This is a genomic window from Yoonia sp. R2-816, assembly GCF_046762905.1.
Lineage (GTDB): Bacteria > Pseudomonadota > Alphaproteobacteria > Rhodobacterales > Rhodobacteraceae > Yoonia.
Map to the genome: position 1 here is coordinate 49399 of NZ_JBKQXN010000325.1, position 24645 is coordinate 74043.

Below are 24645 nucleotides of genomic sequence, written 5' to 3' on the forward strand. Positions count from 1 at the left end.
AATTTTTATTCAAGGGTCGTGGCGAAGTAGTGTCGAACTCAAAGTTTCTACAATTCGGCGCCATCGCAAAACATGAAAGGGATGGACGGTAACCGCTCAAAACTCAGACGGCTTTTCCAACCGTTCGGTGAGCAATATTCAGTCAGTTTCGTGATTGCCAATCTGATCTCAATTGCGTTCATCGGGTTTTACCAAGAATGCCTTCTACAAGGCCGTTGTACCGCGATGGGTCGAACTCGCTGTCGGTGGTTTCGAAGACACGGGTGGTTTCAAGTCGGAGCACCTCAACGACAGCCGTACGTACCGCTTTGGGTTCAGGTCGGCTGCCCAACTGTTGGATGATTCGTTCGATGTGTTCGACGACAATGCCGAGGCGTTCGAAGTCTGTATGCGTTGGTGCCGTCACGGTCTCACCCTCAAATATGGCCGAGACGGACAGGCTGTATGCAGCAGCGATGTCCACCAACCTGTGGGCATGGACCTTAGTCTCGCCGCTCTCCCAACGCCACAGCGTGGTCTTTGGGACGCCGAGCAGTTCGGCCCCTTGATCAAGGGACAGGCCCTTCGTTGACCGGGCCTTCTGTAGGATTTTGCCAAACGACGCTGTGGATGCATTTTTCATGTCTCCTCTATTCCACGCTGCGGAACGTGAGGAAAGTTTTACGAACAAAAGAGTTCAAAAAGACTTGCGAATTGTTCCGTAAAACGGAATATGGAACAAATGATGCTTACTCAATACCTTACAGAGAATGGTCTGACCCTGAATGAGTTCGCAAAGACATGCGGAACCAGTGCTAGCACGATTCTGCGGATCAAAGATGGTGAGGTAGCTCCATCCAAGCGTGTGGCCCGTGCGTTATGGATTGCGACTAAGGGTCAAGTCACGCCCAATGACATTTACGGACTGCACTACTCAGTGACGCCCAACGACCCGACACGCGTTCACCATACCACGCAACAAGATGCGCAACAGGACATGTCAAAGGAAAGGGAGAAAATGGATGGCAAATAACCGGTGGATATTATGGGCGGCACCCATTGTGGTGGTCGGCGTATTTGGGTTTTCATGGGCCATGGAGGCTGGGATGAAGGAGCAAGTACGCCAGTGCCTCGAAAGGAATTGGCAGGCGAATGGTCAGGACCACCTTTATTTGGAAGAGGTCGTTTCCGACACTCGCGGTGGCTCGTTCGCCAATGGTCTGACACTGCACTACATTGAGTATCGCACCAGAGGCGACAACACAGTCAAAACGACCACCTGTGGCTGGGATTGGTAGGGTCACCACCGGCCTGAATCTCGCATCAAGAAAAACGGACCAATATGAACTACAAACAAGCAATCGGCGTCCTTGCATGCCTGCTCGCAACATCGGCATCCGCTGACCAATTTGATGGCCTCTATCGTCCCGCCGGTGCTGCCTATGAGAATTGGTCTTGTGAACCGCGTGACATTGGCATGGATGGTGGTGCGCTCTCTATCGGTGATGGATACCTTGACGGTGTTGAGAACAGGTGCGAGTTACGCAACCCACGTGTATCGGCATCTGGAACGGCGACCAAGTTCACCGCCGTGTGCAGCGCAGAAGGCTCTGAGTATCGTGAAGACGTGGTGATCGCCCGTACCAGCAACGGAGTATCCATCACACGCAACGACAATCGGGTCGAGTGGACCCGATGTGATCAACCCGCCGCACAGACCGTGCTAGCCCCGGCAACCGATAATTGGAATTTCGTGGATCGTACTGCATCCATCGTTTCGGGTGGCAACGCATTTTCCATGTCCTGCGACACCTACAACGCTTCATCCACATACCCCACAGCAACGATCTCAGTGCCGTGTCCGACCTGCTTTCCCGGCGAGACCAACAGCTACACGCTGAGTGTCGATGATCAATTTATCCAAACCTATGAGTTTGAGCGTATCAGCAATGCTAAGGGGTCACAGTCCGGTCTGGATTATTATCCCGCGTGGAATGAAGGATTGGTCGGTGCGCTGATGGCCGGTTCGAAACTGGATGTCCTTGAAGACGGCGCTGTGATTGCATCGTTCCCGCTATCCGGATCGAGCCGTGCAATTGCTGCCATGCGCGACGCCTGCAACTGACCTCATCCTGCAACCGGATGTTCTTTGCCACCGGTGAAAGCGTTGTCGGCTGACGATGAATTTCCCCATAACACTCAACAAAGGATCACACATGAAACTCATTGCTACCGGTGCCGTTGCTGCTGCATTGCTTGTCGCGGCCTGCACCCCAGACCAACCGGTCACTCAAGAAGCCAATGGCTTCGTCGAGATCGCGACCGCTGAACAATTTAGGAATCTGGTTGTTGGGCGAACCTATGGCTCCGCAGACGGACGCGTGATCTTCCAGGTTCGCGCTGACGGGACTAGCACCGGTACGGCGAATGGCAATCCGATATCCTCTCAGTGGAACTGGAACGACGGGAAGTTCTGTCGAACAAACTTTGTCAACGGCGTGGAGCGCGGGACCGACTGCTTACGCGCTTTCCTGCGCGGTGACGAATTGCGGGTTGAAAGCCTCACGACGGATCGTATTGTGACATACACTCGCATTGATGATGTTTGAATAACCGCTGATGGAGCATATTGGCGATGACCACCTCGAACCAACAGCAGAAGAGCGTCAAGAAATTTTCGAACGCCTGCTGCAAAGACAGGCGATACGCAAGGCTTCGCAACTGCCAAGATTGGACATAGCGGCATTGTACCAACAGAACCTGGCACAGATCAGGCGAAAGAATTACCTTGCCTTGCTCGACCCGTTTCTCGCAGCTGAATTCGCCAAGATCACAGACCCACCGGTCGGTTTCGGTGCGAGGATACTGGCGACAGTACGGGGCTACAGGGCAGCCAGACAAGCTCTGTTCGAGGCGACCGGTGTGACCGATCCGGGATCGGGGCAGCCTGACTTTGCCGTTTTGGCAGACAGGAAACTACCAAGCACGCAACCTTAGAGCAGCTAACCGTGTGCCCGACATTGCTTTGTCACCCCAGATCATCGGCGTCCAAAGTCCCAAAGCGCTTTTGCGACTACGCTTCCTCAACCTCTGGAAGGCTTTCCCACCACTGCTCCACGGCTTCATCCAGCAAAGCCCCCAAGGGGATGCGTGTCTGTTCCTTGACCTCTCTCAGGCGGTCATAGGTGGCCGTCTTCACTGCGCGGATGGTTACCTGTTTGCGATCTGACATGATGTGATCCCCCTGCCTGTATTTAGGGCTGGGGATGCAGATGAAGTGCGATTGCTATGGGCATTGGTGCAAATCGCAGCATTCAAAAGAATTGCACACACTATTCGTCACTCACGCCCCAAATACCTCGCCACCGGTGCACAGCAAATGCATCACAACCGAGGAGACTTTCATGGCACCACAATACTTCACACACTTAGCATCGTTGATGACGCGCCTGCTTCCAAGCAGCTACGTGGCTCCCAAATCCAAGAAAAATCTGTCTGATAGCAACACATTGCCTCTGATCTCACTATGTTCTTTGGGTCGAGCAAATCACGAGTATGAGGATATCCAACCATGACGAGACCAAACATACACCAAATGAGAAGCAGCATTGCTGCCATCAACATCGGGAAAGCGGGCCTTGGGGCCGATCAGAGGAACAAGAGGCGGATACTGCGCAGCACCGCAGAGATCACTGGTGATTTGACCCTGATGTCGGTGCTGCGTGATCAGGGCAAGCTTGAGGCCCAGTACAAAGCCACTTGTGAACATGCATCGCCGAGTCGCACACGCCGGGCCAATGCCAGCACAAGGCCGGGCGGTCGCAAAGACTACAGGTCACCAGAAGGCTTCAACGAATGCGGGCTTGAGGTTGGACGGTCGTATGCCAGTCGTGCTGGTGCCCGTATGGAGGCGAAAAAAGCTGGCTTTCCAGACGTGATGCGTCACCCGACCACGATCAACCTATGCATAGTACCGGTGACAGGGTGTATGAAGCTTGCAGCCGATCTCCTGCGCCAGAAGCTACGATGCAAGCTGGTTGGGTTCTCATTCGGCGTCCAGATCGAAGGCATGTTTTCGTATGTGATGAAGACTTCATCATATCTGCAAACGATGTTCCCAATGGAAGAATGGCCTGATGGGTTTGATCCTATGAAACGTCCAGACGAACTCTTCGCATTGTTTCACATCCACTGTGACATCTCTGATCCGTTCCTGACCAAAAGGCAGGTGCGTGAGATCGTTGCTGATGCTTTTCCAGGTTCACACCGTGTCTGCGTCAGAAAGGTCCAGCCTGATGAAGAAACAGAGGATGGCCAGAAAACCCGTGGTGGTCAGGGATACCTGGAATATGCCGCTATGGACAAAGTTGAGATCAAGTTCGACAAACCCAAGCAGCGTGAATTAGCCACCGTAGCCCATGCCCGTTTGTCAAAAACTTGGACAAAGCGGAACAAGTCATTCTCCATGGGTAAGCCTCTCTCGGTCACCGGTGTGACGATTGATCAGGACCGGGTCGATGAGCTTCTGCTGATTGAACGTCTGGAATGGATCAAGAAGAACAAGGATGGTGAAGCCTATGCCGAGTGGTTTCTGCACATGTGGAGATCAGGGATGATCAAGGTCATCCAGAAGCCCAGAAAATGGGTCAGACTTGGTCTTACTACAGGTGATCGCTTCCTTCATGCTCTGGCTCTAGTAAAGAACTGGTGCACCGAAGACAGTCCTGAAGCCCCTTGTTTCTTTGACTATGCGGATGCCCTGCTCGAATAGTTGACAACTCTCACACCACTCGCTCGGCTTGATCGCATAGAATAGCGTCATCGCCTAAAAAATCCGAATGGGCGCGAGATTTAGCAGTTCCAAAGGGACAGTTTTGGACCTTCATATGCTTATTCAACACCATCAGAGCGGCGGTGAACGGCGAGTTACGAGGTATGCGTATGATGGTGGCAACGGCCTGTAGAACTATTTGGACAAATGCCAGGTGGCTGATTCAAAAAAACCGTCACTCATTTATGCAGGGGGCGGAGTTCGATGATTAGTCACTACCATTCGAAGAACATCCGCCCCAACCTATGTATCCGCCGCTCAGAAGGACCCGCCTAATCCTCTAGTGCATCGCTACGGCTGTATCTGGAGCGAGAGCCTCTATAGCTGCTTTTCCTTGCGGCGTATCTGGGAGTGCTGTGGAGATCAAAAGCGTCATGGCCACGTTGAACACCCATTCACGTTTCTGCATGTTTTTGTGCAATAGCACGTCATCTACCATTTCAGCAAAATGACCCTTTTGGGAAAATTCACTTACCAAGCTACTCATGTATAGCTTTGCGGCATCGTCAACGGTTTCGATGCCTAGTGCATGGTAAAGCAGGAGCAGCATCATGTTGAGTGATCGTTTGTGGCTTGTCCCAACTTCATGGGTTGTCAGTGCTCCGTAATGGAGTTGGGATAGAATGTGCTGAACCTCATCTATCCTCATTTCGATTGATAGCGTCTTATTCGGTTTTAGCCTTCCGACCTTTGGAACAAAGCTGGCTTTTATTCTAGGTAGCCCTGCCGATGATCTGATTTCGTTGATGGAATAGCGCTCAATTGGTTCCCAATCCAGATCAGAAACGACTGGGCCTAACACGTTCAAAGTATTCAACATTTGAAATTTGGTCTTGATCCCTACTGCGTGAACCAAGAACAAGAAGCCTCTGGCATCCCATGATTGTGGGCGACATTTATCCCAGTTGGTGTATAGGTTAAGGAGTGCGGACAATTCCTTCCCTGAAAGATTGAGTGTGATAGTGTTAGACATGTTGTGAGACCCCTTTCTTAATGCATGGCTGCGTTATTGTGGATTGTGTTGTCAAAACGGCTATCGATAACATCGTACGATGGACCATTGACCACAGCTTGTGCCGCAACAAAGCTGATGAGTTGATCCGACGGAAAGATGTCAGGGCGGCCATTGTAGTGATTGAACACATCTTCGATTGTGTTGATCCCTGCTGCATTCAAGAGAACTTTCAAAGAACAGTTGGCCATGCCGCCCGCAATCTGTGCGTTTTGCAGTTCTTGTGCCGCCCCTTCGCAATCGGGATGATCTTTGAGGCGATCTTCTGCCCAATCAATCGTGGCAGCTTTGTCTTTCAGCATCATGGCTAGAGTTTCGATCACACCGTAAAAGTGTGCAGATTTAAGTTCGATATTCATAACTTTAGCTCCATTTCTCTTTGGGTTCGGCTGCGTATTTGGTTGTTATGCAGCCCGTTTTATGTATCAAAAGTTGGTATAGCAACAATGTGGGGAATTTGCAATAAAAATGCATCAAAAGTTGTTAAGTATACACAATACACTTCCAAAGCACAGTTTTTCTGACTATAAATCAACTGATGATTCCATACGGAGGGTGCAAGATGTCAACTATTTCGCCATCAGAACTCAGATCGTCCATTGTTGAGCAGCTTGTCGCCTTGAATGATGCAGAAATCCTGTCTTACGAAGACATCACTGACTTTGACTCACGCAAACACCGCCGGACGCTAATACAAGCGGTGTCTCAGGCAGAACGGCTATGCGGATGTCTGTTCGAGGCCGTGCGGGGTGAAGGCATAATGCGGATGGAGCAATCATACTTGCCGGAAATGTGGCCTATCGGCGTCAAGGATATTGCCCAGTATTACTTCAATCAGGAAACGCGGCTTCGCAACATTAAGAAAGACAAACTGAACGATGTTGATCGATTAGCTTTGACCGAACGATTGACTATTCTTGATCGGATTGCCGAAGATGCTTCTGTCGCAGATCAACTAAGGTCTGAGATGGAAACCCGAAATGAAGTCCTGAAACCACTAACGGGTCAACAGCTTCACGACTGGCGTGTCGCGGCTGCGCTGACCCAAGTGGCCGCAGCTACGAAGATGGGTATATCACGCGCATCGTTTGTGAAGTGGGAAGCCAATGGTGATGCGTATGTACCGAAGTGGGTTGGTCTTTGTATCGCTGCTGTTGATGCTGGCCTTGCGCCTTATGATGGTGGATGAGTGCACTATCTGAAGGTGATCATGGGAACGGCTCGTGTGCATCCTGCACATCACAACGGACCAATGCAATGGCGCAGATGTCCCAGCCGAGGCCCCTTTGGCCAATGATGCCTATTTGATCGAAGAGATGTATTCATTGGACAGGTCTCCTCAACTTACACCGACAAATGTCCGTACAACTATAGTGTAGCGGTCACCACACATCTTCGCTGCGACGTGTCCGTAGAGGTTGACCTAGACGTACGTACACCTATATAAACGGACATCACTTATACGTACATTGGGAGCTAATTTGACAACGATACTTTACGCACGTGTCTCTACGCGGGACCAGACATTGGAGCATCAAGTCACACAGGCCGAGGCAGCAGGCTTCAAGATCGATGAAGTAGTGGCCGACCATGGAGTGTCTGGTGTGAGACATCAGCTTCAGGATCGCACAGAAGGACGCAGGCTGTATGACAAGCTGAGGTCTGGTGACACTTTGGTACTTCGATGGTTGGATCGACTGGGGCGCAACTACGAGGATGTGACCGACGCTGTTCGGCATTTCATAAGGCAAGGCGTCATTATCCGAACGGTCATCAATGATATGACATTCGATGGTTCAACCACTGACCCTGTGCGGCAGGCCGTACGAGACGCAATGATCGCATTTCTCGCTGCCACCGCACAGGCACAGGCCGAAGCGGCTAAAGCTGCGCAGCAGGCTGGTATCGAGCTTGCAAAGGAAAAGGGTGATCGGTTCCGTGGACGCAAACCTTCATATGATCGCGCTACGTTCGAGTTGGCTCTGAGTCTGTTGGGTCTTGGCAACGGTCCCAGTGCTGTATCAAAGCAAACGGGCCTATCGCGTCAGACGCTGATCCGCATTCGAGATGAACCAGAGGTTGCTGCAGCAGCAATGGAGAGGTGGGGGATGTGAAGAGCCGTGAATTGTAAAAGCGTCATATAGAGACGAACAGATTGAGGGGACCCCTCGTGCGTCGGGTCAGATCGCTCCGTATTCAAGCTTTGGGTTGTAGTTTTTACGACGCATCGGCAAAGTCAGATCATACTGGTTGCTGCGGCCCACAGTCGCCGTAGCATCTACTAACCACCTCAAATTATCAGGCTGGTTTTCTATACGGGACCACGGCACCACAGACATCGAAACCTGGGGAGCCAACAAGTTATCAATGACGCGATCTGGCATATCTGGATACCGAGACACGTAATCCGATTTCTGCGACAAACTCATCCATGATCCTGCGTAATCAGGGTAAATCACTGCCTTTTCATCAGGGAGGCCGCAGTGCCAACTGGTCGAAGATGTGGATGGAAGATCGATTACCAATATGCCAGATTTTTTGTTGACCCGTCCGTCGATCATTGACGATTTTAGTTCCCAGTCAATGTGTTTGCGGAATTTAGTCTCCGTTCCACAGAGCAGGATCGTTACCTCGGAATCTCGAAGGTAATCATCACGGATGATGCGGCGAATAGTTTCACTAGGAAGACCATCGTCGATGTCACCCACTTCCACAGAACCATCTTGGAAGGCACCGTAGACAAGACCGAGTTCAGCTAAGTGTTCACGGTAATACTGATCATTATCGTGATGATAGCTAACAAATGCCTTCGTCATTTCCGTTTCCTATTGCGCAACTGCCATCCAAATTTTCGTGGTATCTAACAGACCAACGTCAATCCATGATTTCTTCATCGATAGCGATGATGCTCTCAGGGTCACCTGTCGCCAGTTGGTACATCGCCTTTCGGTATTCGATCAGCTTGGCGTTGATCTCTAGAAGGTCTTTTACCAAATCGTCGTACTTCGGGAACTCCTGCTGCACGGACTGCGGGTCCCTGATGTCGTCATCTTTCAGCGTCGCTTCATACCATCTGCGATAGCGGGCTTGCCACTGGGTGAGATGCGGACGAAGACCTTCGTTCAACACCTGAACGGAAGCCCGCACAATAGCACGTGTTCCTTTGCTCTTGAGCTTGTGGGCAGGAACTTCTTTGATCAGGTCACGGGTAACACCGAAGAAACTATACCAAGAATCATAGACCTCAGAAATCACATCGTGTTCGGGATCAATCGCAAGTCCGACCTTTCTTGTGCTTAGTTCCACCCAGATTGCATAGGCGATTTGTCGGTCGGTCCTGTTTGGTTTGAAACTGACGTTGGTGTCACCAATGCCAATGCCAGCACTATCCAGTTCAAAACTGCCTAGACCGATCCGACCACGAAACCAAAGCCAAATCAGCCCCCCCGCCGCTAGGGCCAACACCGCAGGCGCAACCCACGCCCCAAGTTCGACAGACATACTAAAGTCCTCGGATATCGAGAACGAGAAGAGCGGTTCATTTGTCTGGGAGGTTGGATCGGTCATGTATCAAGCTTCTTGAATTGCAACGTTCGCGTGTCACGATCACCGATGATCAGACCACCCTTATTGCTGCGGACCTGACGAAAGACCTTGTATCCGTCAAGGATACACTTCTCCCAAAGATTCATGGGGCATTGATCAACTTCGTAACCGCGCACAAAGTCTTGGATATGTTTCAGCAGGTCCAAGGACACGCTGGTGTGACCTTCGAAATAGTCGAGTTCCTTTGCTTTTGAGAACAACCAGGCGGCCAAACCCTCCTCGACCACAACACCACGGCCACCGTCTTGGCTTTCATCGATTAGCTGGTCACTCTTGCGTTTGCGCTTTAGCAAACCACGCATCGTGGGCGACCAGTGCAGAATCGCGGCATGTGCAAAGTGGATCACGTCGTGATAGCGGAAACCGTCACCTTCGGCGATATTGTCTGTCAGTGGATCACCTATGAAGACACCGTTCCAACGCAGATAGACCTTTCCGTTGTCACGTTCACGCATCTCGATGGTGAATTGCCGAGGAAGCTGCTCGTACTCAATGAAATCGGCGTCAAAATCTGGCTGGGATTTCAAGTCAAGCTTACCAAAACGCGATTTTGTTTTCTTGGCATTTTCCGTCAACACTTCAGAAAAGCTGACGTTGCACTCGCCAAGCACGGTCAAAAAATTTCGGATGAACGATCTCATGACGTTGAGTCGTTCGTCTACGTTCATCGATTGGACCCGCAGCATGTCTGCACTGGTACGTCCGATGTTGACCAATGCCTGATCACAAACTTCTTGTTTCGGGCCTATCTTGTTGGAGATGGCAACTGGGCAAAGCGGATCGTCAGACGCAATCACCGACTGGGCATCACTGGATGCAGATGCATTAAGGTCCAACAGTAACTGGGCCACGGAAACATCGAACCGTCGAGCCAATGCCGTGAAATACCAAAATGCATCGCCAAGCTCGTCGATGACATTTGCGCGGAATCCGATGTATGCCTTCTTCTCCCGCTTCAGCTTTTTGACCGCTGACATCACGCCTCCCACTTCACCGAAGAGACCAAGCAATATGGGTTGGGTCTCGTCTTCTTCGAAACGATCAGTTGCCTGCACCTCATCGCAGTATGCGTTGATGTCATAAGTCATGTGCGCTTCCCCTCGATGGCATTGCCCCATGCCTCAGGAAGCCCTCTTAGCCCCCAGTCAAACGACTCTAGCAACCAGTCTTTGATGGCCTGCTGCATCTCTGGGGAGTAGCTTTTATATGTCCGAACGTCGCGAGGGAACGGTTCTCCAAGATGACCGAATATGTGCTGTGGTGGAGTGACCGCGTTCGCACCAAAGTAAACAAATTGTCGGGCTAACAGCAGGCGATCTTCCTGCGTGTCTTGACGTAGGTTGTCCGTGTTGACGGAACCGTCCCGCATACTGTGATGAGAGTTTGCTTGCCGAAACCCATCCACGCTACCGTCGCGCTGGTAGATATTGTCACCAAAGAACCCCTTGTGAGCGCCTTCAAGCACGGGTTTCTTCACCTGAAATCTAGGGTCATTCCAGTATTGATCGAACGTCATGGTTTCATCGACAATCATCGCATAGACTACTTTGCCCCAAAGCCCATTGGCTTTCGAACCTGCTCCAATCACCCAGTCACCGATATTGGCATGACCCCGTATTAGCGGCTTGCAACATGCGAGAGTGCAGACACCATGGAATGGATTCGGGGCAAAACCGTAATCACGGGCAACCTTGTAAGACCAGACAGTCATTGACACTTCACCCTTTTGAAAGGGATGGGGTCGGCAACAGTCCCATCCTGTGTTTCCCGACCATTGAAGTTACCCGTCAGAGCATCGACAACGCGCCCTCCGTCCCAGCCGACCATAGCGTCAGCCAACTGCTTCAGATTTGCAGGCGGTTCACATCCAGCATGTCCATGCGCCCACACCCCAACGATGCGTTTACCCAAGCTGGCAGCCCGCATGATTTCTTTATCAACCCATCCACTATTTTTGGTCTGGGGGATGATGTAGACAACCATGACGCTGCACCATTTAATGCGAGGGCCAATAATTTTGTTGAGGATGTAGTCAGCATTCTTAGCTCTGTTGGGCTTTGCTTTGTTGATGGACCCGTCTCGTACGGTGAGACCGTGGTTGCGCGTCAGCGTCTTCAGCTTTGCTAAGCCCGCATCATCCTCATGGATGTGGCTGATGAAGATATTCTTGCTACCCTTCATATTCATTCCTTCTCATTCACCAAGGTTTCGACGCGGTTACAAAGCCAGCTTCTTTGGCACATGCATCACCGCGACCAGTTGGTGCGAGAGTGGGCAACTAAGAAGTATCGCTACTCCGAACATCATCCGACTCATCGAATTATTTGTCAAGAACGAAAAATGCGTCTACTCTGAACTTAAAGAAAACGGGAGATTCTTTATGACGACACCCATGGGTGAGCGCATACGCGAACGGCGTAAGGCGAGGCAGCTAACCCTCGACCAACTGGCTGACAAAGCAGAATGCAGTAAGAGTTATATCTGGGAACTGGAGAACAAGAAGCCGCCCAGACCTTCGGCAGACAAACTTGCTGCAATCGCATCAGTGCTTGGAACGACAGTAGACGTATTGATTGGCACCCCTATCAACTCAACAGATGACTTGGCACCAGAGGACAAAGTTTTCTTCAGGAAATTTAGTGGCTTGGATGCGGACAAACAGCAAACGATGCGGCGGATGCTAGACCTCTGGGATGATGAATGAACAAGCACAAGACCCCAGAACGCTGGGCCAATGATCTGACATTGATGATGACGCAGGTGCTAGGACAAGAACGGTTCCCTGTTGATGTCGCAAAGCTGGCAACCGAATACTCTCAGCAGGTTTTTCCTGCTGACCCGATCACTAAGGTGGTAAGCCGCCCTTTTGATGGGTTTGAGGGGGCACTCATCCCACGTGGGGGCGGGTCGAAAGAGTGGGGTATTGGTTTTTCATCAAAGATTAAGTCCACTGGACGAGCCAACTTCACACTGGCTCATGAGTTCGGACACTACCTCCTTCATCGTGAGAAATACCCTGACGGATTGCAATGCACCCTAGAACAGATGGGGCAATGGGATAGTGAATATAACCGTGTCGAAGCTGAGGCCAACAAGTTCGCTGCGGGCCTACTGATGCCTCTTGATGATTTTCGGGCTAGAGTCCCACCCAAGTCCAAAACCGACTTCCAACAGCTTGGCGAATGTGCTGAACGGTACCAAGTTTCACTAATGGCAGCTACACTTCGATGGCTGTCATATACCCAGCAAAGAGCCATGTTGGTGGTCTCGCGTGAGGGATTTATTCTTTGGGCGAGATCAAGTGAACCAGCGCTCAAGTCAGGTGCGTTCATAAAGGTTTCTGGCCTCGCACCGAAACCAGTTCCGATTGCGTCACCTATCATTGTCCGATCTGGGTGTGTGGGCTTAGCGGATATGGTTCAGCATGATATGGGCGTCTGGCTCGGAGAAGCAGCAACCGAACATGCCCTAATATCGGAACGTCATGATATAGGGCTTTCATTGCTGATTTTTGCAAACAGCGGACCTTCTGCTGGATTGTTTGAAGAAGTTGAACCCGATGTCGTTGATCGACTGCGCTTCTGATATCGTCGCTGTTTCGCTTGCATCAAGCTACCTCTTGGCCAGGTTCAAAAAACCAAGATCGATCCTTTCAACCGCAATCGCTCTTGGAATCAAGAGAGGGCCAAAGCCATACTTACCCGACACGTCTCTGGAGGAGTGGCCTGTAATCTTGTCGTTAACCCGCTTCTCAACCAAGTTGTCTTTCATTGAGCGTTCGATATCACTCAGCGTAATTTCACCAGACTCAAGCTGATCCACCATATCATCCGTAACGCCCGCATTCTCAAGCATCTGTTTGAACGTTCCTCGCAGTGAGTGAACCACTTTACGTGGGTGCTGCGTCACGTTGCGCACATAGGGCATCAATTGCTTGCTTGCTGCGTTTTGAGCTTTACCGTCTGCATCGAGCTTATAGTCGAAAATCCGACCAGTTCCACCAGCAAGCAATGGTTCTGCTTTGGAGTGGATTGGTACCACGCGATGCGATCCGTCGGTTTTCACTTTGATCTCATCTGGCCGCAGATCGATGTACATCAATCCACCGAAGTCTGTCTTCACCTGCTCCCAAGTCAGAAGGGCAATCTCATCCAGTCGGGCACCTGTGATAGCCAGAAGCGTTAGGCACAACCGATCCTGAGGCTCCATGTCTTGAGCAAACAGATCGTTCAATTCACTTGGTTCAAACGGCAGGTACGGAAGGGATTCCTTGCCGAAGTCAGCAAGCTTCAGGTTGGCTAATGGGTTGTCATCGATGTGACCTTCCCGTTCGCACCAATTGAGAAACGCAACGACTTTCGTGTTCAGCGAACGAATGGTCTTGTTGGCTCGACCCTGCTTATGGTTCCACTTTGCATATTGGTAGCCATGGACTTTGGTGATGTCCTTTACATGCAGGTCGCCGACGACTTTGACGAACTCGTCCAACTTATTGCGTCGAGAAGTGCGTTCCTTGTGGTTACTTTTGTTCCTTTCTTCCATGTCCTCAATCCACTTTGGCAAGAGCCTTGTGATCTTGAGGGCAGGGTCCTTGTCTAGGCCGTGCTTCTGGATGAGTAGTGGGTTGGTGGTGAAGACCTTTGAAAAGTCGCCTATCGTTGAGGTGTATGCGGCCTGTTCGGTGTCGGCGACGTACTGGCCATGCAGACCCGTAAGCTTCCGATCAAACTCTGCATAGATTTCGTTGGCCAAAGCAACGAGCTTGGTTTTGGCGATCTTTTCGTCAGTTGTACCCGTCGAACGCATCATCTGCTTCTGAGAACCTTTCCTCAGGGCGTCAGGCATCGTTACGCAAACGTAGTATTTTCCACCTTTGGCGGAAAGCGGCACAAGGGTTGGGGCGTGATAATCGGGTCGATTTACTAGCCCAATATAGTCCAAGTTATAGTCCATCATACCGTCTAAGGTAGGTGAAAATAATTGATTTTCAATGCTTTCAGGGGGTTAAGTCCCAAATGGACTGTATGGAGGCGAGTACCGGAATCGAACCGGTGTACACGGATTTGCAATCCGCTGCGTCACCACTCCGCCAACTCGCCGCCGTGCTGGCAGATATACCATGGCTTGGACTTGCGCAAGAGATCGCGCGCCGCCGATCTACCGTTGCTGCAGCGCGGCTTCTGTGGCATGAACGCACGAAACTTCTGAACGAAAGAGTTTAGTCCCGTGAGCAACTATGCAGCCCGCCGCACGATGATGGTTGATACGCAAGTCCGGCCCTCTGATGTGACCAAATTTCCGATCATCGACGCCATGCTGGCCGTCCCGCGCGAGGTTTTTGTTCCGGCCAACCTGCGCGAAGCTGCCTATGTTGGTGAAAACCTGGATATTGGCGGGGGCCGCACCCTGCTGGAGCCGCGGACGCTGGCCAAGATGCTGGATGCGCTGGATATTCAGCGTCATCACGTCGTTTTGGATGTGGGTTGCGGCCTGGGTTATTCCACCGCGATCCTGGCCCGGATGTCCGAATTTGTTATCGGGCTTGAAGATGATGAGGCGCGCGCAGAAGAGGCGCAGAGCCTGCTGTCGGAACATGGCGTGGACAATGCCGCGGTCATGACTGGCGCTTTGACGGACGGATCGGCAAAGTCGGGTCCTTATGATATCATCCTCGTGCAGGGTGCCGTGGAAGAGGTGCCCGAGGCATTACTGGAACAGCTACGCGAAGGTGGGCGCATTGCCTGTGTCTTTGCTGAAAGTGCGCTTGGGGTCGTGCGTATTGGGCACAAAATCGATGGTCAGGTGAATTGGCGCTTCACCTTTAATGCCGGTGCGCCTGTGTTGCCCGGCTTCCACAAGCCGGCGGCCTTCACACTTTAGCATTGGTGCGGGGCATCAGATGCGGTATCACTTGGAAAAAAATGATAACATTGAGGCGCAGCGCAATGATTAAACAGGTAAAACTGACTGCTTTGGCCGTCTTGGTGTCGGTGGGTATCGCGGGTATGGCCAAGGCGGAAACCCTCGCTGACGCGCTGACCGCTGCTTACAATAACTCTGGCCTTTTGGAGCAGAACCGCGCGTTGCTGCGCGCCGCAGATGAGGATCTTGCCCAATCTGTCGCGTCTACCCTGCCAGTGATCGGCTGGTCCTTTAATGCCACGAACACCCGCCCGAATACCCCGGGCGCAGACCTGCTGCAGGCCTCGGCCCGTATCACCGGATCGCTGATACTTTATGACGGCGGTGCGAACCAGCTGGCCGTCGAGTCCCAGAAAGAAACGATCCTTGGCACCCGCCAATCGCTGCGTTCGGTTGAGCAGAGCGTGCTTTTGCGTGCCGTGCAGGCTTATATGAGCGTGCGTCGCGACAGCGAATTTGTATCACTGCGTCAAAACAATGTTCGCCTCATTACCGAGGAGTTGCGTGCTGCAGAGGATCGGTTTGAGGTGGGTGAAGTGACCCGCACCGATGTCGCACTTGCAGAGGCGCGTTTGGCCTCAGCGCGGAGCCTGTTGGCTGCTGCGCAAGGAACATTGGCCCGGTCGATCGAGGAATTTCGGGCTGCGGTAGGACGTGCCCCGCAACAGCCACGACCGGTGTCACCAGCGCCTGTGTCCCGCGGGATTGAAGAAGCCAAAAGCTTTGCTGTGCGCAACCACCCCAGCATTCTGGAGGCGCAGCATGCGGTAAGTGCGGCAGAATTGAACATCCGCCGGGCAGAGGCCGCATTGAGCCCCAATATCACGCTTGAAGGATTTGTGGCGACCGACCCCGATGGAGATGATTCCCGCCAGATCGGCATTCAGGCGACCGGCCCAATTTACAATGGTGGCCGCCTGTCCAGCCAGATCCGTCAGTTCATGTCGCGCCGTGATGCCACCCGCGCCGGGCTGTATGTGACCGTTGAGCAAATTCAGCAGGAAGTAGGGAACGCCTATTCGTTCCTGCTTGTGGCCCGTGCATCGCGTGTCGCATCGGACGAACAGATCAGGGCGGCGCGCGTTGCCTTTCAGGGTGTCCGGGAAGAGGCCACACTGGGCTCGCGGACGACCCTTGATGTGCTGAACGCAGAACAGGAATTGCTGGATGCGCAGGCCAATTCGATTTCGGCGCAGGCGGACGAGGTGATTGCATCTTACCAAGTTCTGGCTGCCATGGGCCTGCTGAATGCGGCCCATTTGAACCTGCCCGTGCAGCAATATGATCCATCGGAATACTATAACCTGGCCAAGCAGGCTCCGGTTGCAATTTCCCCGCAGGGGCAGGCGCTGGATCGTGTTCTGCGCGCCATCGGCGACTGACCTTAGGTACTCACTGGCAAAAGGTCGGATTCTCGCCGATCGGGAAATTGCGCCGGTTGTTTGACCATGGGTATTCGGTTAATATCGTTGAGGGCGGGCGATACATCAGGATGAACGATGTCGAACTCTGCGAATTCAGACGAAATTGATGAGGTCATGTCCTCGGTGCGCAAGCTGGTCACCAAGGGTGAAGGAAAGGTATTGCGCGACGATGATGCGGACAGCGGTAAACAGGCGTCGTCTGAGCGCCTGATTCTGACCCCGGCATTGCGTGTGGACGAAGTTGAAGCTGCCGAGTCAACTGGCCCGGCTGATGCTGATAATGTTCTGATGCTTGATCCCGGCAACCGGACAGAGCTTGAAGGGCTGGAAGCGACAATCGCGGAGCTTGAGGCAGCAGTGACAACCCAGCCCGATGACTGGGAACCTGATGAAGGTGAAACATTCGACGAAGCGGCCTGGGCGGTGAGCGCGTTTGCGACCCCGGAGGCCGAGGCAGAGCCGGAAGCCGACGAGCCATCAGACAGTGCGGAGCCAGAGGCAGACAATGCCGAACCTCAAGAGCCTGCCAGCGCTGAACCGGAGGCCGAGTTCAGCGGCGGGCTGAGCGATTTTCTGGACCCTTCAGCTACAATTGATCAGGACATTCTACGCGATATGATCGCGCAGATCGTGCGCGAGGAATTGAGCGGGGAAACCGGTGAACGGATTACCCGAAACGTGCGCAAACTGGTCCGGCGCGAGATCAATCAGATTCTGGCGACCCGCGACATTCATTAGATATCGCCGGCAAGCCCAATCAGTTCGTCGATGTTCAAATGTGACTCCATATGCAGGGCAAGTGAGTCCAGGGTCGCGTCAACACCAGCCTGGTAGTTATGGCTGGCGACCGGAATACCCAGTTTGTTAAAAAAGGCGGCCCGGAACGCGTCTTCGGAAAACAGGCCATGCAGATAGCATCCTAGAACGCGACCATCGCGGGACGCGGCACCTTCACCACGTCCCTCAAGCGACAGCCAGTGCCGATCGCAGTCGGGTCCGGTCGTGTCCCCGATATGAATCTCGTAGCCTGAGACCGTGTCACCTGTTGGCAGGTAGGTTGCGGTCGAGCGCGCTAGGCGTTTTTCGGGTTTCATCACGGTGCGCACATTCAACAGGCCCAGGCCGCTGACCTTTGATGGCGGTCCTTCGATGCCGTCCTCGTCGATGATGTCCTGCCCCAGCATCTGATAACCGCCGCAAATGCCCAAGACATGCCCGCCGCGCCGGACATGGGCGGCCAGGTCGATATCCCACCCTTGCGCCCGAAAATGGGCCAGATCTGCAATAGTGGATTTCGAACCGGGAACAATTACCAGATCGGCATCGCCCGGCAGGGGGCGACCAGCCTCGATCACCTCGACGCTGATGCCGGGTGTGGTGGATAACGGATCAAGATCATCGAAATTGGCGATCCTGTTCAGGCGGGTGACGGCCACCTTGATGCTGCCGCCTTTCCGGCTGGTGACATCCATCACATCCTCGGCGGGCAGCTTCCACGCATCGGCAAACCACGGCACGATCCCCAAAGGGGCCCAACCGGTCTGTTCAACGATGATATCCATGCCATCGGAAAACAGCGTCGGGTCACCCCGGAACTTGTTGATTGCAAATCCTTTGATCAGTGCCCGGTCATCGGGGGGGAGAACGGCGTGCGTCCCGACCAGTTGGGCAATCACGCCGCCCCGGTCGATATCGCCGATCAGAACCACCGGCACGTTGGCGGCGGCGGCAAAGCCCATATTGGCAATATCCCCGGCGCGCAGATTGACCTCTGCCGGGCTACCGGCACCTTCGACAATAACCAGATCGCGACCCTTTGCGATGCGATGAAAGCTTTCCAGTACGGCGGGTAACAGCTGTGATTTCTGCTTGCCATAATCGCGTGCTTTCATGGTGGCAAAGCGTTGGCCGTGAACGATAACCTGCGCCCCGGTATCCGTTTCTGGTTTCAGCAGGACCGGGTTCATGTCGATCAGCGGTTCCAGCCCACACGCCATGGCCTGCAGGGCCTGGGCGCGCCCGATCTCTCCTCCGTCCGCAGTGACGGCGGCGTTGTTGGACATGTTCTGGGGCTTGAACGGGGCCACGCGCATCCCGCGCTTGACGCAGGCCCGCGCGATCCCGGCCACAAGCATGGACTTGCCCACGTTCGAGCCGGCCCCTTGTATCATGATTGCTCTGGTCATCGCGCCTCCGTCGTCTAGGTTCATAGGGGCGCGAGGCGCGCAGGGGAAGAGCATGAACACACCGGCGCATCTGATTTTCGGCCTGACCGCCTTTGCCAAACCCGGACAAGCCAAGATCACGGCCGCCGCACTGGCTGGCGCGCTCATCCCCGATCTGTCGCTTTACCTGATGGCGGGCTGGCATTTGCAGGTGCTGGGCACGTCACCTGATGTGGTGTTCGGGCGGCTTTACTTTTCGGACGCGTGGCAAAGCATATTCCGGATCGATAATTCCATGATCCTGTGGGGCATGGGGCTGGCCTATGGGCTGATGTTTCGCGCACCGGTTGTGATTGCATTATGCGGTGCGGCGATGCTGCATCTGGGTCTGGATTTCCTGTTTCACCATGACGACGGACGAGCGCATTTCTGGCCGCTCACCAACTGGATATTTCAAAGCCCGGTCAGTTATTGGGACCCCCGGCATTTTGGCAATATGATTGGCCCGCTAGAGGTCGCGGCGTCGCTGTTATGTTGCGCGGTCTTGTGGCGCCGGTTCGAAGGGGTGGGGATGCGCGTTCTTATTGTCGTTTTGGGGCTGACGGAATTTGCCCCTTTCATCATATTCGCCATCATGTTTGCGGGTAACTGAACCAAAAAATGCGGCCCGCTTGGACCGCATTTTTTGAAACCAACAGTCTGTGACAGGTTAAGCGGCGCGCGCTTCCTGTTCAGCAGCATTGCGACGCTCGCTTTCTTCACGCGATAGCGCCACAGATGTACGTACACCTTTGCCAACAAATTCCATCAGGCCGGCCACAACACGTTCGTTCGGGTCGATCCCGGCGCATGACAGCACCTCGCGACCATCGCGCGAACGCGCCCACCGGGCGATCTGTTCGGGGCCATTGCCATATTTCTTGTCGTCAGCAATCGCATCATCCAGCGCAGCCAACACGACCGCGGCGAACAATTTGCGGGCACGGTTCCCTTGTTCATTGTTGAACGCTGTACCGTCGACGAAATCTCTCATCATTGTTCCCTTGTTTTTGTTCTTGCAGTTCCGCGTGAGCGCCAATATGCCCTTTTGAGTCCGATTCGGGCGGTCTCTTTTGGAATGGCAGCCATGCAAATACTGCATAGCTCATCCAGTCAAAACAGCATATTTCGTGATCTTGTCAGGCACCCACCGCCCAGATATAGCGTGTGGCGAAGAACTTTCAACCTTCCGACACAATTCTGACATGAAGTGACCCATGCCCAAAATCAATGGTAACGAAATTCGCCCCGGCAATGTTCTCGAACACGATAGTGGCCTTTGGGCCGCAGTCAAAGTGGACCATGTGAAGCCGGGAAAAGGTGGTGCATTTGCCCAGGTCGAGCTGAAAAACCTGCGCGACGGTCGCAAGTTGAACGAACGGTTCCGGTCGGCGGACAAGGTCGAACGTGTGCGTCTGGACCAAAAGGATCAGCAGTTCCTGTTTGAAGCTGACGACATGCTGACCTTCATGGATAGCGAAACCTACGACCAGATTGCGCTGCCTGCGGATATCCTTGGCGACCGCCGCCCATTCTTGCAGGACGGCATGGTGGTGCAGATCGAGTATTACGGCGAAGAGGCACTGAATGTCAGCCTGCCGCAAAAGGTGGTCTGCAAGGTGGTGGAGACCGAGCCTGTTGTCAAAGGTCAAACAGCCGCCAACAGCTTTAAACCTGCCATACTGGACAACGGATTGCGCGTGATGATCCCGCCATTCGTCGCGCAGGACGAAGACATTGTCGTCAACACCGAGACATTTGAATACGCCGAGCGGGCCTAGTCGATCCGTTTAAGCGTGGCGTCACCGGCCTGCATCTGTCCTGTGGCCCGATCAAAGCGCAGATAGGCAATGGCCTGATCGCCGGCAATCGTGTGCAAAGTCCCGACCGGCTTTTCACCCGCTGTGATTGCATTGCCGGGCGATGCTGACCCGTGAAGGCTGACCTTGGCCAGTCCCTTTTTCAACTCGGTTTTGTGTTTCATGCGGGCGACGATTTCCTGCCCGACGAAACAGCCCTTTTTGAAATCAACGCCATTGAGTTGCTCGAACCCGGCTTCGAGGATGTAGGTGTCGGACGTCAGTTCGATGCCTGTTTCAGGGATCAAATGCGCAACACGGATCGCGTCCCAATCGGTGTCATCGCTAATCTGCGCGTCGCTATAGTCACGCCAGCCAAGGGCGGGGTGACGGGGATCGGCATAGGCACCGTCCGGTGCGGGGCCGGTTCCGCGTGAGACGATCAGATCCGTCTCGGCAATCCCGACATCAGCCCGAAGCCGGTACATGCTCAGACGCTGCGCAAGGCTGGGCGCTAGTGTTGTGGCAACGTCGATCAGCAATTGATCGGGTTCCACGATGACAAAGAAGTCGGCGATGTATTTGCCCTGCGGTGTCAGCAAGGCCGTGTAAATGATGCTGCCCTCTGGCTGAAGGATGCTGTTTGTCACCAACCCATCCAGAAAGGTGACACGATCATTGCCGGTCAATGCGATCACCGTGCGATCAGTCATTCTGGCCATCCTCGTCGCTCTTGAACTGCATGTTGTAGAGATCGGCATAGATGCCGCCCCTTTCAAGCAGTTCATCATGGCTGCCCTGATCGACAACGCGGCCCTGATCCATCACCACGATGGAATGCGCGTTGCGGACGGTCGAAAGCCGGTGGGCGATCACAAGGGTTGTGCGCCCGACCGAGAGTTGTTCCAGCGCGCTCTGCACTATCGCCTCTGATTTGGTATCAAGGGCGCTTGTCGCCTCGTCCAGCAGCAATATGGGCGTGTCTCTTAGCAGTGCACGGGCAATGGCGACCCGTTGTCGTTGACCGCCCGACAGGTTCGATCCGCGAGGGCCCGCCTGCCCATCAAGCCCATGATCCAGATTGGGCAGAAAGTCGGCGATATGGGCCGCCTTCAAAACCTCATCAAGTTTGCTGTCGTCCACATCGTCACGCCCCAGCAGGATGTTGTCGCGCAAGGTTTCATCAAAAAGCGCGGCGTCTTGGGACACCACGGAAAAGAGGCTGCGCAAATCCTGCAAATCCAAGGCGTTGATGGGCAGATCATTGATCGTGACGCTGCCACTGCTGGGTTCCACCAAACGGGTCAGCACGTTGAACACCGTGCTTTTGCCCGCACCTGATGCGCCAACAAGTGCTGTTGTCTTACCGGCCTCCGCGATAAAGCTTGCGCCCCGCAAGACCGGAAGTTCACCATAATTCATGTGCACGTCGTTCAGCGTGATTTGCGGCGATCCACTGGGCGCGCCCATGGGCTGGGCCGGCGACAGGATCGTTGGCTTGAGGTTAAGGATATATTGCAGCCTTTCGACGCTGGCCGCCGCCATCTGCCATTTCCCACTTACTGCGCCGAGGCGGCGCAGGGGGTCAAAGGCAACACCCATCGCCGTAAAGAACCCCATAAAGTCTGGAAGGGTTTTCTCGCCGGCAATGATTTGTGAGCCGCCGTAAAGCAAGACGCCAAGGAAGCCGATACCCGTCATGATGTCGATCAAAGATGGAACTGCTGCCTGGCCGGTTGCGGTCTTTACGTTTGCGTCGATCCCTTCCTTGATCAGCGCGTCATACCGGCTGGCCTGATAGTTTTCGAGAGAGTTCAGCTTGATCGGATTGATGCCGTGAAATACCTCATCAAGGCGGGTTGAGATACGCCCCGCGATCTCGCGCGCATGGCGGGACCGTCGGCGAATGTAAGACTGAACAAGCAGTGATGGGAGAACCAACAATGGGATGCCCACAATCGCCATCAACGTCCACTGCCAATCGAGCCAAAGTGCAACAGCCGTTAGACCAATGAGCGAGACCAAATCCCGCCCTAATGCGGTAATTATGGAACTCCAAACAGAATTGATTGCGCCCACATCACCTTGCACTCGCTCGATCAACTGCCCTGGGGGATGTGTCTGATAAAAGGCGCTGTCCAACGACATCAGATGCCCCAAAAGCTGCCGGCGCATTGCCGCCGAAACCAATTCACGTATGTAGGCCATCAGAATTTTTTGCGCGGCCGATGTGACAGCTCTGACGAAAAAGATGCCCATTACCGCAAAGCCAACCCAATAAAGGGCGTTTCGATCACGCGCCGCGAAGACGTCCTCGAACAATGGTACGACCATGCGGGCGAGCAAAGGCAGCATTAGTCCTTCGACCATCAGCAGGAGGACCGCTATGGCCAATAACCGCTTATGCGGTCGCAGATAGTCCCGCCACAACCACCGAAACAGCGTGAATGCCGATTGCGACGTCTCTTTGCCGGTTTTGGGTATTGGTGGTGGCATGAGCAACCTTTTGGGGCGGGGTCAGAACGGTCTAATCCCAAATGGGGCATCAGGGCAAGTGAGGCAAGCTTGACGCCAGAAAGCGCTGCGTTAACTTGCGCCAATACCACTCTCGAAAGCTCATTTTATGTCTCTGTCTCAAGGTCGTTCTTACCTCGCCATTCCCGGTCCCTCTGTCATTCCAGATGCTGTTTTGCGGGCCATGCATATCGCGTCGCCCAATATTTACGAGGGCGAGTTGCACGATGTGACGCACAGCCTGATCCCCGATCTCAAGGCCATTGCCATGACCGCGCACAATGTTGCGATCTATGTTGGCAATGGGCACGCCGCATGGGAGGCCGCGTTGTCCAACGTGCTGTCGCCCGGTGATGGTGTGCTGGTGCTGGCCACGGGGCGCTTCTGCATTGGCTGGGGCGAAATGGCCGAAGGCATTGGTGCGGATGTGCAGACGATTGATTACGGTCCGCGTGCCGCCATTGATCTGGCCCAGGTCGAGGCGACATTGGCTGCAGATAAAACAGGCCATATCAAGGCGATCCTTGCCGTCCATGTCGACACCTCGACCGGCGTCAAGAATGACATTGCCGGTCTGCGAGCCGCGATGGACCGGGTGGGTCATGGCGCGCTTTTGATGGTGGATTGCATCGCATCATTAGGGTGCGACCGGTACGAGATGGACAATTGGGGTGTCGATGTGACCGTTGCAGCCTGTCAGAAAGGCCTGATGACGCCGACGGGGATCAGCTTTGTCTGGTATAATGACAAAGCGGATGCGCAGCGGGGCCAATCCGTGACCAGCTATTGGGATTGGCGCACGCGTACGAACCCCGACATGTACTACCAGTATTTCGACGGGACGGCGCCCACACATCATATCTACGGTCTGCGGGCGGCGCTGGACATGATCAAGGATGAAGGATTGGATCACGTCTTTGCCCGTCACGAAACGCTGGCCCGGGCCGTCTGGGCCGCTTTTGACTGCTGGTCTGAGGGCAGTGATATCTTCCTTAACATCGCAGACGCGGCAGAGCGATCTTTCGCCGTGACATCCGTGGGTATGGCATCGCCTGATGCGGACCGCTTGCAGAAATGGTGCGAGACAGAGTGCGGGCTGACACTTGGCATCGGTCTGGGCCGTGATCCGGCCGATGCCTATTTTCGCATTGGCCATATGGGTCACATCAATGCGCATATGATCATGGGGGCTCTGGGTACGATCCAGGCGGGGCTGATGGCGCTGGGCATCGCCCATGGTGGCGGCGCTCTGGATGCCGCAGCGGCGGTGATTGCGCAGGGTTAGATCAGCCTGGCGTCGTGGTGGATCACAGAGGCGGCGTAGCGCCAGCACCGTCTATTCCTGGGCAATGCC

At 53.9% G+C, this 24645-nt stretch carries 30 protein-coding genes and 1 tRNA gene; 16 read left to right on the forward strand and 15 right to left on the reverse strand.

The genetic code is table 11. The features are described 5' to 3' along the window. Window positions 1-178 precede the first annotated feature (178 nt). Window positions 179-622, reverse strand: coding sequence for a helix-turn-helix domain-containing protein (locus tag ACFWW2_RS23600; RefSeq protein WP_393932522.1), 444 nt, complete (start codon window positions 620-622; stop codon window positions 179-181). A 102-nt stretch (window positions 623-724) separates the two neighbouring features. Between ACFWW2_RS23600 and ACFWW2_RS23605 the strand changes: the two genes are divergently transcribed. The 5 genes from ACFWW2_RS23605 (at window position 725) to ACFWW2_RS23625 (ending at window position 2976) form a co-directional block, all read left to right on the forward strand. After that, window positions 725-1012: a helix-turn-helix domain-containing protein gene (locus ACFWW2_RS23605; RefSeq protein ID WP_393932524.1), complete on the forward strand. Its 288-nt coding sequence runs from the start codon at window positions 725-727 to the stop codon at window positions 1010-1012. Continuing rightward, window positions 1002-1277 carry a hypothetical protein gene (locus tag ACFWW2_RS23610; protein WP_393932526.1) on the forward strand — a complete coding sequence of 92 codons (276 nt, stop codon included), beginning with the start codon at window positions 1002-1004 and terminating at the stop codon, window positions 1275-1277. The genes ACFWW2_RS23605 and ACFWW2_RS23610 overlap by 11 nt, the downstream gene beginning before the upstream one ends. Before the next feature lie 44 nt (window positions 1278-1321). Further along, the gene (locus tag ACFWW2_RS23615) at window positions 1322-2104 is read left to right on the forward strand and encodes a hypothetical protein (RefSeq protein ID WP_393932528.1); all 783 of its coding nucleotides are present in this window, start codon (window positions 1322-1324) and stop codon (window positions 2102-2104) included. 91 nt (window positions 2105-2195) lie between these two features. Next, window positions 2196-2588, forward strand: a complete 393-nt coding sequence (locus tag ACFWW2_RS23620; protein WP_393932530.1) for a hypothetical protein — start codon at window positions 2196-2198, stop codon at window positions 2586-2588. Window positions 2589-2598: 10 nt separating this feature from the next. Further along, window positions 2599-2976: a hypothetical protein gene (locus ACFWW2_RS23625; RefSeq protein WP_393932532.1), complete on the forward strand. Its 378-nt coding sequence runs from the start codon at window positions 2599-2601 to the stop codon at window positions 2974-2976. A 76-nt stretch (window positions 2977-3052) separates the two neighbouring features. Here ACFWW2_RS23625 and ACFWW2_RS23630 read toward each other — a convergent pair whose 3' ends face one another. Further along, the gene (locus ACFWW2_RS23630) at window positions 3053-3211 is read right to left on the reverse strand and encodes a ribbon-helix-helix domain-containing protein (protein ID WP_393932534.1); all 159 of its coding nucleotides are present in this window, start codon (window positions 3209-3211) and stop codon (window positions 3053-3055) included. Window positions 3212-3550: 339 nt separating this feature from the next. On the opposite strand from ACFWW2_RS23630, the gene ACFWW2_RS23635 reads away from it, so the two are divergent. Beyond that, window positions 3551-4750, forward strand: coding sequence for a hypothetical protein (locus tag ACFWW2_RS23635; RefSeq protein WP_393932536.1), 1200 nt, complete (start codon window positions 3551-3553; stop codon window positions 4748-4750). Between the two features lie 340 nt (window positions 4751-5090). On the opposite strand, the gene ACFWW2_RS23640 is transcribed toward ACFWW2_RS23635, so the two are convergent. Both ACFWW2_RS23640 and ACFWW2_RS23645 read right to left on the reverse strand, forming a co-directional pair. Beyond that, complete coding sequence (locus ACFWW2_RS23640) at window positions 5091-5783, reverse strand: hypothetical protein (protein WP_393932538.1); 693 nt, start codon at window positions 5781-5783, stop codon at window positions 5091-5093. Window positions 5784-5800: 17 nt separating this feature from the next. Then, complete coding sequence (locus ACFWW2_RS23645) at window positions 5801-6181, reverse strand: hypothetical protein (RefSeq protein ID WP_393932540.1); 381 nt, start codon at window positions 6179-6181, stop codon at window positions 5801-5803. Window positions 6182-6384: 203 nt separating this feature from the next. Between ACFWW2_RS23645 and ACFWW2_RS23650 the strand changes: the two genes are divergently transcribed. Both ACFWW2_RS23650 and ACFWW2_RS23655 read left to right on the forward strand, forming a co-directional pair. Further along, window positions 6385-7011, forward strand: a complete 627-nt coding sequence (locus ACFWW2_RS23650) for a hypothetical protein (protein ID WP_393932542.1) — start codon at window positions 6385-6387, stop codon at window positions 7009-7011. A gap of 292 nt (window positions 7012-7303) precedes the next feature. Continuing rightward, window positions 7304-7936 carry a recombinase family protein gene (locus ACFWW2_RS23655; RefSeq protein WP_393932544.1) on the forward strand — a complete coding sequence of 211 codons (633 nt, stop codon included), beginning with the start codon at window positions 7304-7306 and terminating at the stop codon, window positions 7934-7936. 66 nt (window positions 7937-8002) lie between these two features. Here the strand turns inward: ACFWW2_RS23655 and ACFWW2_RS23660 are convergent, their stop codons facing one another. From ACFWW2_RS23660 to ACFWW2_RS23680, 5 genes are read right to left on the reverse strand one after another with little or no spacing between them, the layout of a single operon-like run. Further along, window positions 8003-8638 (reverse strand): TIR domain-containing protein, encoded by a 636-nt coding sequence (locus tag ACFWW2_RS23660; protein WP_393932546.1) that lies wholly within the window; start codon window positions 8636-8638, stop codon window positions 8003-8005. A 58-nt stretch (window positions 8639-8696) separates the two neighbouring features. Then, on the reverse strand, window positions 8697-9389 hold the full coding sequence (locus ACFWW2_RS23665; RefSeq protein ID WP_393932548.1) for a hypothetical protein: 693 nt from the start codon (window positions 9387-9389) through the stop codon (window positions 8697-8699). Continuing rightward, entirely contained in the window at window positions 9386-10516 is a 1131-nt protein-coding gene (locus ACFWW2_RS23670; protein ID WP_393932550.1) for a nucleoside triphosphate pyrophosphohydrolase family protein, read from the reverse strand. The genes ACFWW2_RS23665 and ACFWW2_RS23670 overlap by 4 nt, the downstream gene beginning before the upstream one ends. Next, entirely contained in the window at window positions 10513-11139 is a 627-nt protein-coding gene (locus tag ACFWW2_RS23675) for a hypothetical protein (RefSeq protein WP_393932552.1), read from the reverse strand. The genes ACFWW2_RS23670 and ACFWW2_RS23675 overlap by 4 nt, the downstream gene beginning before the upstream one ends. Next, complete coding sequence (locus tag ACFWW2_RS23680; RefSeq protein WP_393932554.1) at window positions 11136-11609, reverse strand: TIR domain-containing protein; 474 nt, start codon at window positions 11607-11609, stop codon at window positions 11136-11138. Before ACFWW2_RS23680 ends, ACFWW2_RS23675 begins: the two co-directional genes overlap by 4 nt. On the opposite strand from ACFWW2_RS23680, the gene ACFWW2_RS23685 reads away from it, so the two are divergent. Both ACFWW2_RS23685 and ACFWW2_RS23690 read left to right on the forward strand, forming a co-directional pair. Beyond that, window positions 11584-12132 carry a helix-turn-helix domain-containing protein gene (locus ACFWW2_RS23685; protein WP_393932556.1) on the forward strand — a complete coding sequence of 183 codons (549 nt, stop codon included), beginning with the start codon at window positions 11584-11586 and terminating at the stop codon, window positions 12130-12132. The two genes, ACFWW2_RS23680 and ACFWW2_RS23685, sit on opposite strands and share 26 nt — an antisense overlap. Then, on the forward strand, window positions 12129-13013 hold the full coding sequence (locus ACFWW2_RS23690; protein ID WP_393932558.1) for an ImmA/IrrE family metallo-endopeptidase: 885 nt from the start codon (window positions 12129-12131) through the stop codon (window positions 13011-13013). Before ACFWW2_RS23685 ends, ACFWW2_RS23690 begins: the two co-directional genes overlap by 4 nt. A 27-nt stretch (window positions 13014-13040) precedes the next feature. On the opposite strand, the gene ACFWW2_RS23695 is transcribed toward ACFWW2_RS23690, so the two are convergent. Both ACFWW2_RS23695 and ACFWW2_RS23700 read right to left on the reverse strand, forming a co-directional pair. Beyond that, window positions 13041-14384 carry a DUF6538 domain-containing protein gene (locus ACFWW2_RS23695; RefSeq protein WP_393932559.1) on the reverse strand — a complete coding sequence of 448 codons (1344 nt, stop codon included), beginning with the start codon at window positions 14382-14384 and terminating at the stop codon, window positions 13041-13043. A gap of 69 nt (window positions 14385-14453) precedes the next feature. After that, window positions 14454-14527: transfer RNA gene (locus ACFWW2_RS23700), tRNA-Cys, on the reverse strand. 127 nt (window positions 14528-14654) lie between these two features. On the opposite strand from ACFWW2_RS23700, the gene ACFWW2_RS23705 reads away from it, so the two are divergent. The 3 genes from ACFWW2_RS23705 to ACFWW2_RS23715 all read left to right on the forward strand — a co-directional run bounded on the left by ACFWW2_RS23705 (window position 14655) and on the right by ACFWW2_RS23715 (window position 17512). Then, window positions 14655-15308 carry a protein-L-isoaspartate O-methyltransferase family protein gene (locus ACFWW2_RS23705; RefSeq protein WP_393932561.1) on the forward strand — a complete coding sequence of 218 codons (654 nt, stop codon included), beginning with the start codon at window positions 14655-14657 and terminating at the stop codon, window positions 15306-15308. A gap of 65 nt (window positions 15309-15373) precedes the next feature. Continuing rightward, entirely contained in the window at window positions 15374-16732 is a 1359-nt protein-coding gene (locus ACFWW2_RS23710) for a TolC family outer membrane protein (protein ID WP_393932563.1), read from the forward strand. Between the two features lie 117 nt (window positions 16733-16849). Beyond that, window positions 16850-17512: a hypothetical protein gene (locus tag ACFWW2_RS23715; RefSeq protein WP_393932565.1), complete on the forward strand. Its 663-nt coding sequence runs from the start codon at window positions 16850-16852 to the stop codon at window positions 17510-17512. Here ACFWW2_RS23715 and ACFWW2_RS23720 read toward each other — a convergent pair. Continuing rightward, window positions 17509-18960 carry a cobyric acid synthase gene (locus ACFWW2_RS23720; protein WP_393932567.1) on the reverse strand — a complete coding sequence of 484 codons (1452 nt, stop codon included), beginning with the start codon at window positions 18958-18960 and terminating at the stop codon, window positions 17509-17511. The genes ACFWW2_RS23715 and ACFWW2_RS23720 overlap by 4 nt on opposite strands. 52 nt (window positions 18961-19012) lie before the next feature. Between ACFWW2_RS23720 and ACFWW2_RS23725 the strand changes: the two genes are divergently transcribed. Then, entirely contained in the window at window positions 19013-19591 is a 579-nt protein-coding gene (locus ACFWW2_RS23725) for a cobalamin biosynthesis protein CobQ (RefSeq protein WP_393932569.1), read from the forward strand. A gap of 57 nt (window positions 19592-19648) precedes the next feature. Here ACFWW2_RS23725 and ACFWW2_RS23730 read toward each other — a convergent pair whose 3' ends face one another. After that, the gene (locus ACFWW2_RS23730; RefSeq protein ID WP_393932571.1) at window positions 19649-19972 is read right to left on the reverse strand and encodes a DUF6280 family protein; all 324 of its coding nucleotides are present in this window, start codon (window positions 19970-19972) and stop codon (window positions 19649-19651) included. A 223-nt stretch (window positions 19973-20195) separates the two neighbouring features. Between ACFWW2_RS23730 and efp the strand changes: the two genes are divergently transcribed. Next, on the forward strand, window positions 20196-20759 hold the full coding sequence (gene efp / locus ACFWW2_RS23735) for an elongation factor P (RefSeq protein ID WP_393932572.1): 564 nt from the start codon (window positions 20196-20198) through the stop codon (window positions 20757-20759). On the opposite strand, the gene ACFWW2_RS23740 is transcribed toward efp, so the two are convergent. Both ACFWW2_RS23740 and ACFWW2_RS23745 read right to left on the reverse strand, forming a co-directional pair. After that, window positions 20756-21490, reverse strand: a complete 735-nt coding sequence (locus ACFWW2_RS23740; protein WP_393932573.1) for a YgfZ/GcvT domain-containing protein — start codon at window positions 21488-21490, stop codon at window positions 20756-20758. The two genes, efp and ACFWW2_RS23740, sit on opposite strands and share 4 nt — an antisense overlap. Next, window positions 21483-23273, reverse strand: a complete 1791-nt coding sequence (locus ACFWW2_RS23745) for an ABC transporter ATP-binding protein (RefSeq protein ID WP_393932575.1) — start codon at window positions 23271-23273, stop codon at window positions 21483-21485. Before ACFWW2_RS23745 ends, ACFWW2_RS23740 begins: the two co-directional genes overlap by 8 nt. Window positions 23274-23400: 127 nt before the next feature. Here ACFWW2_RS23745 and ACFWW2_RS23750 point away from each other — a divergent pair, with 127 nt between their 5' ends. Further along, window positions 23401-24576 (forward strand): pyridoxal-phosphate-dependent aminotransferase family protein, encoded by a 1176-nt coding sequence (locus ACFWW2_RS23750; RefSeq protein WP_393932577.1) that lies wholly within the window; start codon window positions 23401-23403, stop codon window positions 24574-24576. Window positions 24577-24645 lie beyond the last annotated feature (69 nt).

Coding starts and splice junctions, on each gene's coding strand:
- ACFWW2_RS23600 (WP_393932522.1), bottom strand. CDS start 622: ATGAAAAATGCATCCACAGCGTCGTTTGGCAAAATCCTACAGAAGGCC.
- ACFWW2_RS23605 (WP_393932524.1), top strand. CDS start 725: ATGCTTACTCAATACCTTACAGAGAATGGTCTGACCCTGAATGAGTTC.
- ACFWW2_RS23610 (WP_393932526.1), top strand. CDS start 1,002: ATGGCAAATAACCGGTGGATATTATGGGCGGCACCCATTGTGGTGGTC.
- ACFWW2_RS23615 (WP_393932528.1), top strand. CDS start 1,322: ATGAACTACAAACAAGCAATCGGCGTCCTTGCATGCCTGCTCGCAACA.
- ACFWW2_RS23620 (WP_393932530.1), top strand. CDS start 2,196: ATGAAACTCATTGCTACCGGTGCCGTTGCTGCTGCATTGCTTGTCGCG.
- ACFWW2_RS23625 (WP_393932532.1), top strand. CDS start 2,599: ATGGAGCATATTGGCGATGACCACCTCGAACCAACAGCAGAAGAGCGT.
- ACFWW2_RS23630 (WP_393932534.1), bottom strand. CDS start 3,211: ATGTCAGATCGCAAACAGGTAACCATCCGCGCAGTGAAGACGGCCACC.
- ACFWW2_RS23635 (WP_393932536.1), top strand. CDS start 3,551: ATGACGAGACCAAACATACACCAAATGAGAAGCAGCATTGCTGCCATC.
- ACFWW2_RS23640 (WP_393932538.1), bottom strand. CDS start 5,783: ATGTCTAACACTATCACACTCAATCTTTCAGGGAAGGAATTGTCCGCA.
- ACFWW2_RS23645 (WP_393932540.1), bottom strand. CDS start 6,181: ATGAATATCGAACTTAAATCTGCACACTTTTACGGTGTGATCGAAACT.
- ACFWW2_RS23650 (WP_393932542.1), top strand. CDS start 6,385: ATGTCAACTATTTCGCCATCAGAACTCAGATCGTCCATTGTTGAGCAG.
- ACFWW2_RS23660 (WP_393932546.1), bottom strand. CDS start 8,638: ATGACGAAGGCATTTGTTAGCTATCATCACGATAATGATCAGTATTAC.
- ACFWW2_RS23665 (WP_393932548.1), bottom strand. CDS start 9,389: ATGACCGATCCAACCTCCCAGACAAATGAACCGCTCTTCTCGTTCTCG.
- ACFWW2_RS23670 (WP_393932550.1), bottom strand. CDS start 10,516: ATGACTTATGACATCAACGCATACTGCGATGAGGTGCAGGCAACTGAT.
- ACFWW2_RS23675 (WP_393932552.1), bottom strand. CDS start 11,139: ATGACTGTCTGGTCTTACAAGGTTGCCCGTGATTACGGTTTTGCCCCG.
- ACFWW2_RS23685 (WP_393932556.1), top strand. CDS start 11,584: ATGAAGATATTCTTGCTACCCTTCATATTCATTCCTTCTCATTCACCA.
- ACFWW2_RS23680 (WP_393932554.1), bottom strand. CDS start 11,609: ATGAAGGGTAGCAAGAATATCTTCATCAGCCACATCCATGAGGATGAT.
- ACFWW2_RS23690 (WP_393932558.1), top strand. CDS start 12,129: ATGAACAAGCACAAGACCCCAGAACGCTGGGCCAATGATCTGACATTG.
- ACFWW2_RS23695 (WP_393932559.1), bottom strand. CDS start 14,384: ATGATGGACTATAACTTGGACTATATTGGGCTAGTAAATCGACCCGAT.
- ACFWW2_RS23710 (WP_393932563.1), top strand. CDS start 15,374: ATGATTAAACAGGTAAAACTGACTGCTTTGGCCGTCTTGGTGTCGGTG.
- ACFWW2_RS23715 (WP_393932565.1), top strand. CDS start 16,850: ATGTCGAACTCTGCGAATTCAGACGAAATTGATGAGGTCATGTCCTCG.
- ACFWW2_RS23720 (WP_393932567.1), bottom strand. CDS start 18,960: ATGACCAGAGCAATCATGATACAAGGGGCCGGCTCGAACGTGGGCAAG.
- ACFWW2_RS23725 (WP_393932569.1), top strand. CDS start 19,013: ATGAACACACCGGCGCATCTGATTTTCGGCCTGACCGCCTTTGCCAAA.
- ACFWW2_RS23730 (WP_393932571.1), bottom strand. CDS start 19,972: ATGAGAGATTTCGTCGACGGTACAGCGTTCAACAATGAACAAGGGAAC.
- efp (WP_393932572.1), top strand. CDS start 20,196: ATGCCCAAAATCAATGGTAACGAAATTCGCCCCGGCAATGTTCTCGAA.
- ACFWW2_RS23740 (WP_393932573.1), bottom strand. CDS start 21,490: ATGACTGATCGCACGGTGATCGCATTGACCGGCAATGATCGTGTCACC.
- ACFWW2_RS23745 (WP_393932575.1), bottom strand. CDS start 23,273: ATGCCACCACCAATACCCAAAACCGGCAAAGAGACGTCGCAATCGGCA.
- ACFWW2_RS23750 (WP_393932577.1), top strand. CDS start 23,401: ATGTCTCTGTCTCAAGGTCGTTCTTACCTCGCCATTCCCGGTCCCTCT.